Genomic DNA, 13,965 nt, shown 5'->3' with positions numbered 1-13,965 from the left:
CTCACATCTGCCAAATTTCTCAAGTATAGATATTTAGTTGCTCTCCAAAATATGATCAACAGTCACGACTCTCTATTCGTGGCTGTTTTTGCTTCAATTAAAAATTTTGTCAACACGGTAGTAGCGATCGCCTCTCTGAACTATCTTGAAAATAGGGAGTCCGTGAAGCCAGTCAATATTCTTTTTGCCTAAAAAAACATAAAAATCTAAAATATATGGATAGCAAACAATTAGCACAATACCTTGAAGCCACAGATAGCATCACCAAACCGTGGCTATTGGTACAACTACGTCTGAAAAAATTACAAGAACGCCGAGATACAATTTCTGAAGATACCTACGCTGATGAGTTAGCAGACATTCACCAAGATTTAATGAATTTAGGTGAATGGTGGCGAAGCATAGAAGATCAGGTCTTTTAATGAGGTAATATCAATAGTCCAGAGTCAATAGTTTATAGTCCATTGACCATTGACTATTGACCCTTGACCATTGACTATTAACTAACTCTTATGGATTATCGGGATGCAGGGGTTGATGTTGAGGCTGGTAGAGCCTTTGTCGATCAAATTCGCAATTTGGTTCATAGCACCTTTAGGCCAGAAGTACTCGGCGGACTAGGTGGTTTTGGCGGTTGCTTTCAACTACCCACAGGTTACAAAGAACCTGTGCTGGTTTCGGGAACGGATGGTGTAGGTACAAAGCTAAAAATTGCCCAAATTCTCAATCGTCACGATAGTGTGGGGATTGATTTAGTCGCTATGTGCGTGAATGATGTGCTGACATCTGGTGCAGAACCCCTGTTTTTTTTAGATTATGTCGCCACAGGTAAGTTAGATAAAGAGCAGTTAACCCAGGTAGTAGCAGGGATAGCTGCTGGCTGCAAACTAGCTGGTTGTGCCTTATTAGGCGGAGAAACGGCAGAAATGCCTGGTTTTTACCAAGTCGGGGAATATGACTTGGCTGGGTTTTGCGTGGGAATTGTCGAAAAAAGTCAGATGTTGGATGGTTCTCAGGTACAAGTGGGAGATGTAGCGATCGCTCTAGCTAGTACTGGTGTACACAGTAATGGTATCAGCTTAGTCCGCAAGATTGTCAGTGATGGGGGTTTTGCTTGGAGCGATAGCCCAGATTTATTAGCTGGTGAAACTATTGGAGAAGCTTTTCTCCAACCTACGCGCATTTATGTCAAACCAGTTCTCGCCGCCCGTCAAGCTGGTATAGAAATTCATGGGATGGCGCATATTACAGGTGGCGGTTTACCAGAAAATTTACCCAGATGTTTAGGTAAAAATCAAACAATTAAAATTAACCCCAACAGTTGGAAAATTCCTGCTACATTTCAATGGTTAGCGGAAGTCGGTGCAGTAAGCGACGAAGCAATGTTTAATACATTCAATATGGGGATTGGATTTGTGCTGTTAATACCGCCTCAGCAAGTAGAACAAACAATTTCCTTTTTTACATCACAAAATATTCCCGCCTTTGCAATTGGTGAGGTAATTCCTGGTGCAGGTACACTGGAGGGATTATTTAGTTAAACGTAGGTGTAAGGGTGTAGGTGAGAACAAGTAATGACGTGTTTATTTCATTTATTGCCAGTGGTGTGATGTCCTTCCCCTTTTCTTAACAAGCACAGGATGTTCCTTATACCCCTACACGCCTATTCCCTCACAAGTGTAGGTTTTTAACAAAGTGATGAGTAATGACTCTAAAAGTCACGATTTAATCAAACTTCTATCACTCCCATACCCTTACATCCCCATACCCTTATTTCCCTGTATTTATGGAAAGGGAAGAGAGGTTTTTTTGCTTGTGGTATAGTGAAATCTTCTGAGTGAGTAACTGAAAAAAATTTCTGATTGTTGAATCAACAATACTATTACCTATTCCCTAGGCGCTTATTCATAAAATTTGTATCAGTATTTACTTGAATATTTGAGAAAAATTTTTGACTTGCGCTTATTAAAGCAATCGAAAATACTCATGCCCATTATCATTGAGATTTGCTAACGTAGTCTTAACATATTGAAAAATTTAGCTGAGTAAGCTAATTAAATACCTGCTGGCACTAATGATACGTGCTAGTGCTTTCTTATCTATAGGTGTGGCGTTTTGGTGTGTGAATAACTGCGTATATTTGTGCAGAGGGTAGTATGGTTATGAATTGTACGCGGACATCGACTTCTTGCGAACTTTTAAAACAAGTATTCCAGAAGATTGATGCCCAAAGCTGTCCGAAAGTATTTAATTTTCACATGCACACCGTTCATTCAGACGGAAGGTTGCAGCCTAGTGCATTGATGGAACAAGCGATCGCTATTGGCTTAGAAGGATTAGCCATTACTGACCATCATAATATTGGTGGCTATTTAGCAGCGCAAGCTTGGTTAGAAGACTGGAAGTGGAAAAATCCTCACAGTAACATTCCTTATTTATGGAGTGGTACAGAAATCAATGCTAACCTTTTGGATAATGAGGTTCACATTTTAGCTTATGCCTTTGAGCCAAGTCACTCTAGCATTAAACCTTACTTGCAAAAAAGTGCTGTCACAGGTATAGAATATCAAGCAGTCAACGTAATTGCGGCGATTCATGAAGCTGGTGGACTAGCAGTTTTAGCGCATCCCGCGCGTTACAGGCGATCGCATTTTGATTTAATTGCGGCTGCGGCTGAACATGGTATTGATGGTGTGGAAAGTTTCTACGCTTATAATAACCCCAGCCCGTGGAAACCAAGCCCGACAGAATCACAACAAGTGCAACAATTAGCTAGTGATTATGGCTTGTTCAATACCTGTGGTACTGATACTCATGGTTTAAATTTACTCCAGCGATTGTAAATGTATATTTAATTGCGTTAACTACTCCTGGTTTCATCAGCCAGGGGGTTATCTCATACCATTTTGGATTTTGAATTGTGGAATGCTTTACTGGTAAGCTGTTCAGAAACACATTTGTCCCAATCATTTTTCAAATTGGTATTACAGCGAAATTTTTAAAAGCTACTGTGTTGACATCTACAGTTAATTTTATTAATTACACTCTCCTAAATTAGTTTGCTCAAACCACTACATATAATTAAAAGCTTCATATCCCCGACTTCTTATCAAAGTCGGGGATTTTGTTGTTGAGAGACTGTAACAACACATACATTCTTCTACCTGGATTACAATATATATTTCAAAAAAACATATATACACAGATGTATAAAACATCTATCCTAAGATACAATTAATTTCATTTGCTCAATAAAAATTCTTCGCAAGGCTTAACTGCCAATCACAAGACTTCTCATCTTTTTAGGTAAAACAATCTTTTGCCTGACTACAGTTAATTTACCCAACAAGTCAGCCTTAAGTATTGAAGAAGTCTTGGAAATGCTGACTCACTGCGTATTAATCTCACAGTTTTTCCTCGACACAATCACCACTTCAGAATCAGAAGCTAAAGGATGAGACACTGGATCGCAAAATTAGCAATCTGTACAATATTGCTATACAATTTTTTTCTAAATAATAGTTGGGCAAGTGCAAATCAACTGACAGAACCTGATGTTCAGCAGTTAAACCCAATTCCAGTAGTTGAAAACTTAGCGGTTGCTAATAATTTTGGGGAGACTAAAAAACAAGAACTGCGCCGTTATCGGGAAACAGTTAAAGGTGTCATTAAACAAGCAGGGCTATTTACACTTTATAGTCAAGAAGAATCAGGCAAAGTTTATTTAGAGATCAAGCCAAAACAGCTAAATAAAAGTTATCTCGCCACAGTTACTTTAGAATCTGGTCTGGGTGAAAGTGGAATTTATAGCGGATTACCTCTAGCTGAGTTTCTCTTCTATTTTCGCCGCGTAAATAACAATTTGCATTTTGTAATTCAGAACGTCAAATTTCGGATAAAATCAGGGGAAGCAGAAGAGCGATCGCTGGCTCGTTCATTTAGCGATTCGGTGCTTTATTCGGTAGCAATAGATAGTATTGATCCACGTAGTAAAAATCTTATCATTAACCTAGAAGAACTGCTACTACAGGATTTTCCGGGGTTAACTACTTTATTAAAATACTCATTACAGGCAGATTACCGCTTAGAAAGTAGTAAATCTTATTTTGGTAATGTTAACAGCTTTCCGCAAAACGTAGAGATTGATGCAAATTATGGTTTCTCTTCTCCAGAAGGCGCAAATCTCATTACATTACCCGATAGCCGCGCCCTTAGCCTGAAGGTACATTATAGTTTTTCGCAATTACAAGAAAACAACGGTTATATTCCGAGAATTGCTGATGACCGAGTAGGTTATTTTATTACTGCTTTTCAAGATTTTTCTGACAATAACCTTCAAGAACCATTTGTTAGGTACATTAATCGCTGGCATTTAGAACCATCCGACCCCACCGCACCTTTATCTCCACCAAAAAAGCCGATTGTATTTTGGATTGAAAATGCTGTTCCACCTATATACAGAAATGCCATTCAAGAAGGCGTTTTGATGTGGAATCAAGCATTTCTCAAAGCTGGATTTCAAAATGCCATTGAAGTGCGACAAATGCCAGATGATGCTGATTGGCATCCCGCAGATGTGCGCTACAACACTATTCGCTGGTTTAATTCTTTAGATGCTGGTTTTGCTAGAGGGCCAATGCGGGTTAACCCACTCACTGGCGAAATCTTAGACGCAGACATTATTGTTGATGCCAATATGGTGCGCTCAATTCAGCAAGAATATCATGCACTGATAGAGGCTTCGTCAATGTGTCAGGCAGAAGGCAGGAGGCAGGGGGCAGGAGGAATAGAATTTTCTACTCAGCACCCAGCACTCAGCGAGAACTTGCGTGCGCGGGGAACCCGCGTTGAGCAAAGTTCGGTGACTCAGCACTTTCAAGACACTGATACTTGCTACGGTGCAGAATCTACAGAACAAGTCGCAATGGGGGCGTTAGCATTATCACTGCTGCAAAATACTAAACCCAATAGTGAAACGATGAAGGAGTATGTGCATCAATATTTGCGTTCTGTAATTGCCCATGAGGTTGGACATACTCTCGGTTTGCGGCACAATTTTCATGGCAGCACTATGTTAGCGCCGCAAGAATTAAATAACACGGAAATTACCCATACCAAAGGTTTAGCGGGTTCGGTGATGGATTATTTACCTGTGAATATTGCCCCTCAAGGAGTGCAGCAAGGTGAATATTTTCCTAGTGTAATTGGCCCTTATGATGAATGGGCAATTGAATACGGTTACAAAAAAAATCCTGATGTAGCCGGTGAGGGAGTCACGCCGGAAGCAGAAAAAAGCTTTTTAGAGGAAATTGCTTTAGCATCGCCGCAACCAGAATTATCTTATGCAACTGATGAAGATACCCACGACATCAACCCACTAGCAAATCTCTGGGATATGAGTAGTGATGTTTTGGTGTACTCTCAATGGCAAATGGATAACGCTCGTGTAATGTGGCAACGTCTGGATGAGGGTTATTTACCCAAGGGTGAAAGCTATAGTAGCTTGCGGGTTTTATTTAATCGAGTGTTGAGATATTATTTTCGCAATGCCAGCTTACTTTCTCAGTATATTGGTGGGCAATCATTCCGACGGCTTCATGCTGGTGATGATAATTCTTGGGCTTTTGTTCCCGTTTCACTAACGCAACAACGTCAAGCATTAGCGAAGCTGCAAGAATATGTCTTTGCTGAAGATGCTTTTAGTTTCTCACCGCAATTGTTAAATCAACTTGCACCTTCACGCTGGCAACATTGGGGTAGCCCGATACATCATAGCCGTCTTGATTATCCTATTCACGATCGCATTCTCTCTTTTCAAAGTGCTATATTACGATCGCTGTTAGATGGCGATCGCTTAAATCGTCTGCGAGATGTAGAATTAAAATCTCAACCTGGGCAAGCCCTTTCTCTGCCAGAGTTATTTGAGACGCTGCAAACAGGCATTTGGACAGAAGTTTTCACCCAAGAAGAACCAAAACCAATTTCTAGCATTCGTCGTTCCCTACAACGAGAACATCTAAATATTTTGCTAGAGATGGTGTTGAATACAAATGATCAACTAGAAGATGGGCGAACGCTGGCATGGTACAAATTACGCCAACTGCAAACAGCAATTAACACCAAGCTACAACAATTCGGCACAGCATTAGATATGTACACAGTAGCCCATTTAGAATTTGCCGGCGATCGCATTACGAAGGCGTTAAACGCGCAGTTGCTTTCTAAATGAAGGCAGGAGGCAGGAGGAGTAGAATTTTTTACTCAGCACTCAGCACTCAGCACTCAGCACTTAGAACTCAGCACTTTTTCACTCAATTTCGCTTGAATATCTGCCCACTTCACCCCAGCTAGGCTAGGTAATACAACATCGGCTGCGCCAACGCGTTCGACTGGCCCTAGTCCTACTGCCCACATACCGCCTGCTAAAGCGGCTTCCACTCCGGCTGCGGCATCTTCGACGACTACACATTGTTTGGGTTGTAGTCCGAGTTCTTTAGCGGCGTATAAAAATAAATCAGGTGCGGGTTTGGGTTGTTTTACACTGTAACCATCAGCGATCGCATCTACTTTATCAACAATCCCCAATAACTCAACTACAGTCTGAGCATTTTTACTGGCAGAACCGATGGCTGTTTTAATTCCCGCTTGGCGTAATTCTTCCAAAAGTGCGATCGCACCTGGTAATAAATCTTTTGGTGTTACATGGTGAATCAGTTCTATATAGTAGCCATTTTTACGCTCCATCATTTCTTGGATTTGCGCTTCGGAATATTTGCGATCGCCAATAATCAACATTAAAGATTCCCGGCGAGATACCCCTCGCAAGGCTTCATTTGCTTGGCGATTAAAAGGTATACCTTCTTCATCAGCTAACCTTTGCCAAGCTTGATAATGGTATTCTGCTGTATCAGTCAGTACACCATCAAGGTCAAAAATTACTCCGCGAATGTCGGGGGTTGGGGATTGGGTAAATTTTTCCATTGTTTTTTGTTGTGGTTGCAAATCAAATTCATGCCATTTACCACGCCAGTGGAGTTTGAATTTGAGACGTGTCCAGTGAGAAGGTAAATGAGGGTTAGCTACGGGGCCATTTTCCGTTAACTGAATTCCCCCAAAGCCAAAAATCACTGCTTGCCAAACACCGCCAGCACTAGCACCGTGAATTCCGTCGTTGGTGTTACCTCGGCTATCTGACAAATCCACCATTGCTGCTTGCATAAAGCGTTTGTAGGCTATGGTTGATTTTCCTAAATCTGAAGCTAGAATCGCGTGAATTGCTGGTCCGAGGGATGAACCGTAGGTAATATCTGTGCGTGGTGCGTAGTAGTCCCAATTTGCTTGTAAGGATTTTTGGTTGTAAGGAAAATCTGCCGACTCCCGCATTAAATAAAGCAGCATCAATACATCTGGCTGCTTGAGGACTTGCCGCTTGTTGCATTCTTCTATTCCTAAAATAGCTTGGATAGAACGATGACGTGGTTCGTATTCTTCTAAGTTAATATCTTGAAGTTGAAAAAATCCCTCAAATTGCTCGATTAGTCCGGTTTCTGAGTCATAGGGAATCCAAATTTTATCGATGATGTCTTGCCAATGCGATCGCACTTCAGGTGAAAGTTGTAGTTTCGCCTCTAATTCAGTCGCGCGTTGGGGGAAGTTTTTTCGCAGCCAATCATCAACAAACAGTGCTTTTTCTAAATGCCATTGCACCATACGATTGGTGAAGGTGTTGTTGTGAACCAATTCATGATATTCATCTGCTCCAATTACACCCCGAATTTCGTAGCGTTGTTGTTGTGGATTATATTCAACTCGACTTCCCCAAAAGATAGCAGTATCTAAGACAATCTCTGCACCGCAATCTCTCATCCAATCATCATCACCAGTTACTAACCAGTAATACCAAACGGCATAGGTAACATCTGCACTTATATGAATTTCGCGATCGCGGCACCAAATTCTTATATCCTCACCATAATAATCATTGGGAAGTGACCACCGGGGTGTAACTTCATCTCCCGTATCCGCGCTTTCCCAAGGATACATTGCGCCTTTATAGCCAGAATGCAATGCTTTACGTCTGGCTCCTGGTAAAGTATGGTATCGATAACTGAGTAAATTCCGAGCGATCGCTGGTTGGGTAAATGTAAAAAATGGCAGGATAAAAATTTCTGTATCCCAAAAAACATGACCGCGATAACCAAACCCAGAAAGAGTTTTCGCGGGAATACTCACTTTATCGTCATACCGAGGCGCAGCAATTAACAGCTGAAAAATATTGTAACGAATCGCAAAAGCCGCTGTATTATCGCCTTCTAGCAAAACATCACTCTGCTGCCAAACTTCATCCCAAGCTTGAGTATGAGCGTTACGTATCGCTTCGTAGTCTGAAATTTGAGCAAGTTTTTCCTGCGCGGCGTGGACTGGTTGATCAATTTCCCGTGAGGTAAACACTGTGACGATTTTTTCTACTGTCACAGTTTGGTGTGACCTTGCCATAAAGGTGGCACTTAAGGTGGGATAACCTGGTGCAGTGTTAGCTTGGATGGATGCGTCTGTGCCTAATACGGCCATCTTTGCTGCCATACCAATCGTAATTCGGGAAGTACGGGTGCGGCTATGGAACCAGATGCCTTGGTCAGTTTTTCCTTGATCTAAATCTATCCAATGATTGAAGCCTTGGTTTTCAGGATAGCCATTGATGCTACCTTGCACTTCAATCACCCCGTCAAAATCTAGCGGTGTTAACTGACAGCGTTGTGCCAAAATATGCTGGTCTGCAAGACTAGCGAAACGTTCAAAGTGAATATTTATGGTTTTGCCAGTAGGAGTACGCCAACATAAAGAACGGCTGAGGAGTCCATGACGCACATCCAGCACTCGCTCGTAATGGGTAATTTCTCCTTCGTTGAGGCGGAAGCGATCGCCATCAATCATCACTACCATTGGTAGCCAATCGGGACAGTTGGCAAGTTCTGTATATACTACAGGCACATCATCATAAACACCGTGGATAAAAGTAGCCGGTAATTCACGCGGATAGTCTCTTTCAAAACTACCGCGTGTGCCTAAATAACCATTGCCAATTGTGAAAATAGTTTCTCTAGAATGTATCTGATCGGGGTCAAACTGGGTTTCAGTTAACGTCCAGTCTGTATAGATAAAATTATCAGTAATACTTTTTGTATCCATTGTTAAGCTAAATTCCAAATGCGAGGTTTAGTTTTGGATTTAGATAGTTAAAAAATTAGTTACTTTTACTGGTGTATATGTTGTTCTAAAATCTTTTCTGCTCTGGGTTTAAAGATGAGATGGAACAAGCTTTCCATATAGCGATCGCGTGCTTCATTATTTTCTGGCGCGACAAAGTTCCAGAAGCTAAACATTTTCGCCATTAATAATAATTGGCTGGTGTGTGATGACCAATTATATTTATTAATAATGCGCTGAATCATCCATTCAGAAACTTCCTGCCAATGTTGTGGATGATTTTCCCATTCATCCAGGAAGCTGAGAATTTTCTGTGCTGTTCCTTCTAAATCAGTCGGGTTAATAATAAAGCCATCTTCTTGATTTTCAATAATTTCTAAAGCTCCCCCAAATTGAGTTGCAAAAGTTGGTAAACCAGAGATCATCGCTTCTAAAATGCTTCTACCAAAAGATTCAAACCGAGCAAAATGTACATAAATTCCTCGGCGATCGGCAATTACACGATAGGCTTCGCCAATATCTCTACTAGGAATACGCATACCCAACCAGCGAATTTGATTTTGTAGATGATATTGATTGATAATGTCATGTAGCTTTTGAATTTCTGCCGCCTCTTCTGAATTAGCCGCTTCTTCTGGATGCAGTTTACTTGTTAATAGAATTAAATTACACCGTTTTTGTAGTGCCTGGCTTTGACCAAAGCATTCTGTTAAACCAGTGAGATTTTTAATAGATGATAGGGTAGCTACAGCAAAAATAGGTAACTTGTTTAGATTGTCTAAATTACCTAATATTTGAGCGTCTTGGCGGTTAAATAGTAAGTCTTCAACTTGTTTACTTTGCTGAATATTCCTATTTTCTTTTTGGGTATATGGAAAGAATATTTGTTGATTAACTCCTGGCGGTACTAAGTTAAATTTAGGGCTGAATAAGTCAATACCATCAACTACATGATATAGCTCAGGCATCGTAAAACATTTATAAGATTCATACTGTCCCATACCGTCGGGTGTACCGACAATTTCTTGATAAGATGATGTAATAATAAAATCGGCAGCATTCATACTAATTAAATCAGCAGTGAATTGTGCCGAAAAATGATATTTTTCTTCTAGATTATGCCAATATAAGTTACTAAATAAATATTTGGGCTTTTCTAAAGAATGAGCAATGTTGCATTGAGTAACTTTTAAACGACGAGATAAAAGGGAGGCAACTAAATTACCATCACTATAATTACCAATGATTAAATTGGGATGACCTTTAAATAAAGTCAGTAATTCCTTTTCCGCATCATTGGTAAAACTTTCTAAATAAGGCCAAATCTCAAATTTAGAAATCCAATTATTCGTAATCTCTGGATTAAATTCCCCAAAAGGAACGCGTAAAATCCAAGCATTTTCTGTATCCTCAACTTTCTCTAGGCGTAGTCCGCAGGATGTACCTTCACAGTTGGGAATCAGTCGAGTCAGAATGATCACATGGGGTTGAATACCTAATACATCAAGTCCAGCGAGTGCGATTTCTTCGCGGAGTTTGTTTTCTAAGCTGCGTGCTTGTTCCAGCACATAGACGACTTGACCTAATGTTTCATCGCGTCCCATCACATCTTGTTGTCCTACCCAACCGTGAATAGAAATCAAGACGACGCGAAAAACCACAGGAACACGCGCCACAAATGCTTCTAAAATGGCAGGTTGGGGAGTATCAATCAGCCGATCAAGTAATGATAGCGTTTCACTAACTCGCGCTGCTGTGTTTCCCCATCCTGGTTCTAAACCCAGGTCTTGGAGATGAAAGTGAAATTTCTCGTAGGGTTCCTTGGCTGGTTTGTCACTTAAAAACTTGATTGCTTGCTTGATTTGTTTGGCGAATTCTCTACCTGAAGAAATGCGATCGCCAATTAACAAGCGCTTCCCATCATATTGCACTCGCCGCAATGCTTGAAACAATACTTCTAACCAATGTTGTGGATCATTTACCAACTGATCGCACAGGTAATGATTAAGAAAGGCTAGACCTTGACCAATATTTCTGGGGTCATCAATAGAAGGAGAATCTGCGTAAAATGGCGCGAGGTCAATTTCCAGGATATGGGGTTGGTAGCGATTCACTAAGCGATCGCTCTCATCTAAATAAGCCTGGGGTGTCATCAATTCACACTCACTCAAGTCAGCATTCAACCGCCAGACTTCTTGACTAGCAATCTTGGGTCGAATCACAAACCAAGCATTATCCTCTGACCAAATTATTTCATGGGTATAGTGAATGAGTTTCCCAATAAAGGAAGAGTAGTAAAAATAAGCAGGCTTTTGGGAGTTATGACAATAATCTGCAAACACTTGCAGAATTTCATTTCTCAAAAAGTATTGTTTACCTGAAACAGTTAATGAAAATATCAATTCCTGTAACGCAGCTTTTTCCTCACTGTTCAGCACAGCTTGCAGCAATTCATTCATAATGAATTCCACCACCTAGTAGGTTACAACCTCATTTTTATCTCCTCAACAATGGCAATTTTATTTGTAGGGTGTTAGAGGTATATTTCCCTTGTTATCTTTTTTATGCTAGATGACCCTTTCCGTCTTTGCCTTCTAGCTCTGGTATGAATAATGTAAAAAATCTTGGTGACATATCAATTATCTTTAAAATCCTAATTCTTCTACCTGTACCTAATCTCACTCATCTACTCTTTTTTCAGTAAAAATGCCATTTTGGCTAGACTAAATACAAATTAAGAGTATTATTTCTACTAGTAGGAAAAACTTTAAACATAGTTATTTGCATTAACTTCAAAATGATTAGATTAATAAATTCATGTTCTTCAGGACATTTTATGGAGCAGAATAATAAATAAAACCCAATTACAGGCTGAATTACTTGCTGTGAATGGATTTTAAGTTTTTGAGGCTTCTGTAAAACTGGTAGTTTAATGCTGTAATATAAAACCACCGGAAAAGCCTAAATTAATGACTAATTTAGGTATTTATCTCAAAAATATTTATTGTAAACAAAAGTGTTTACTTCGTTAGTTAAGCTTAATCAAAACAACAAAAATATTAATTATTGACCAGTTTCTATGAAATTATCATACAAATCTCTGATACACATCACAGGGTCTCCGCTTACAAGTTCTGAAGAATTTATAGATGCTAGTACTGAAGCCGCTTTATTATTTGGTGGTACAGCGACATCTGTAAAAGTTATTGCCGAAGAGCCTGCTGCTTTGCCAGAAGGCAAATTAGTTGATGCTGATACATCACTAAGGTTACAGACGGCTACTATCCAAAGTGATAGGTGGTCAACATCTTTGCAGACATTAATTGACCAACCGCCTTCATATTTTCCTTATCAACTCATTGCAGGCGGAATTGCATTTTGTATAGCTATTATTACTTGGGCAAATTTGGGACACATTGACGAAGTTGGTAAAGCTAGAGGGAGATTAGTTCCTTTAGGAGAAGTATATAAAGTTCATCCTGTAATTTTTGGTAAGGTTGCTCGTGTTTATATTCAAGAAGGTCAAACAGTTAAAGCTGGTGAAGTCATAGCGCAACTAGATCAAGAAATTGCCTTGAATGAATTAGAAAGGTTCAAACAAGAACTAACAGCTTACCAAACTCAAGTTCTGCAAACACAAGCCTTGATTGATAAAACTCGTTTAGAAACTAAAACGCGAATGGTGATTAATCAGGCAGAAATCCAAGGACAAAAAGCGACGATCGCTCAAGCAATCTCCAAAATTCAAAGTCAAAAAGTAGCGATCGCCCAAGGTGAAGAAAAAGTACAAATCAGTCAAGCACTGCTCGATCAATTGTATACAGATGCCACAGCCCAAAAAGAACGATTACAAAGATTAAAAGTCTTAGTAGAACAAGGGGCGCTTTCCCAAGAACAACTGTTTCAAGCTCAACAAAATTTGAGCGATCGCCAGCGTACTATCACCCAACAAAGTGGTGATATCAAACAAACTCTGGCAGAATCTCAACGAGAGCAAATGACTCTGCAACAAGTTTTGGCAGAATCACAGCGATTGCAAGCTGAGTTAACCCAAAAGCAAGCCGAAGGTAACACAGTAGAGTTACAGTCTGAGCAAACAATTCAAAAACTGCAAGTCCAAAAAACTCAACTGCAAGCTCAAGTCCAACAGACTGAAAAACTTATCCTAGAAGCGAAAACTAAGTTAAAACAACTTGCTCTCACGGCTCCTGTTGATGGCACAGTTTTATCACTCAACGTCCGCAACAGTGGAGAAGTAGTTCAATCAGGGCAAACAATAGCTGAATTAGCACCTGAAAATGCGCCACTGATTCTGGAAGCTACTTTACCTACAAAAGAAGCAGGCTTTGTCAAAGTTGGAAACGAAGTCAAAATTAAATTTGATGCGTATCCTTATCAGGACTATAGTATTATCTCTGGCAAGGTAATATCAATTTCACCAAATAGCACAGTTAATGAACAACTTGGTGCAGTTTATCGGTTAGAAATTGCGCTGGATCGTAACTACGTCAAAGCTAATCATCAAACAATTAAATTTCAGGCTGGACAGACAGCTACTGCTGAAATTATCATTCGTCGCCGACGCATTATAGATATTTTGCTTGAACCACTGAAAGAACTGCAAGCAGGCGGAAGCACTTTGTAATGGTCATTCTTGTAGATTGGGCATCTTGCCTATCCTATAAATTTACGTGAATTTGACAGACCTCTCCCTCTCAGCCTCCCTCTCCTAATACCAATTCACGAAAAATTTGATTC

General features: G+C 40.1%; 7 protein-coding genes. 5 read left to right on the top strand and 2 right to left on the bottom strand.

Features of this window, described 5'->3' with window-relative positions; genetic code table 11:
- The first annotated feature begins 215 nt into the window (after positions 1–215).
- The 4 genes from NCWK1_RS03910 to NCWK1_RS03895 all read left to right on the top strand — a co-directional run bounded on the left by NCWK1_RS03910 (position 216) and on the right by NCWK1_RS03895 (position 6,229).
- The gene (locus NCWK1_RS03910; protein WP_103123789.1) at positions 216–422 is read left to right on the top strand and encodes a hypothetical protein; all 207 of its coding nucleotides are present in this window, start codon (positions 216–218) and stop codon (positions 420–422) included.
- 90 nt (positions 423–512) lie between these two features.
- Positions 513–1,541, top strand: coding sequence for a phosphoribosylformylglycinamidine cyclo-ligase (gene purM / locus NCWK1_RS03905; RefSeq protein WP_103123788.1), 1,029 nt, complete (start codon positions 513–515; stop codon positions 1,539–1,541).
- 615 nt (positions 1,542–2,156) lie between these two features.
- Complete coding sequence (locus NCWK1_RS03900; RefSeq protein ID WP_103123787.1) at positions 2,157–2,843, top strand: PHP domain-containing protein; 687 nt, start codon at positions 2,157–2,159, stop codon at positions 2,841–2,843.
- A gap of 611 nt (positions 2,844–3,454) precedes the next feature.
- Positions 3,455–6,229, top strand: coding sequence for a zinc-dependent metalloprotease (locus tag NCWK1_RS03895; protein ID WP_103123786.1), 2,775 nt, complete (start codon positions 3,455–3,457; stop codon positions 6,227–6,229).
- Between the two features lie 53 nt (positions 6,230–6,282).
- Here NCWK1_RS03895 and pgmB read toward each other — a convergent pair whose 3' ends face one another.
- Together pgmB and NCWK1_RS03885 are read right to left on the bottom strand one after the other, a co-directional pair.
- A complete protein-coding gene (gene pgmB / locus NCWK1_RS03890; protein WP_103123785.1) occupies positions 6,283–9,189 on the bottom strand; it encodes a beta-phosphoglucomutase in 2,907 nt (968 codons plus the stop codon).
- Positions 9,190–9,254: 65 nt separating this feature from the next.
- Positions 9,255–11,666, bottom strand: a complete 2,412-nt coding sequence (locus NCWK1_RS03885; RefSeq protein WP_103123784.1) for a sucrose synthase — start codon at positions 11,664–11,666, stop codon at positions 9,255–9,257.
- A gap of 620 nt (positions 11,667–12,286) precedes the next feature.
- Between NCWK1_RS03885 and NCWK1_RS03880 the strand changes: the two genes are divergently transcribed.
- Positions 12,287–13,852 (top strand): beta-barrel domain-containing protein, encoded by a 1,566-nt coding sequence (locus NCWK1_RS03880; RefSeq protein ID WP_103123783.1) that lies wholly within the window; start codon positions 12,287–12,289, stop codon positions 13,850–13,852.
- Positions 13,853–13,965: the final 113 nt, after the last annotated feature.

The sequence above is a fragment of the Nostoc cycadae WK-1 genome, from assembly GCF_002897135.1.
Lineage (GTDB): Bacteria > Cyanobacteriota > Cyanobacteriia > Cyanobacteriales > Nostocaceae > Nostoc_B.
The sequence above is the reverse complement of the archived record's forward strand: the minus strand, read 5'-3'. Positions and strand labels throughout refer to the sequence as shown.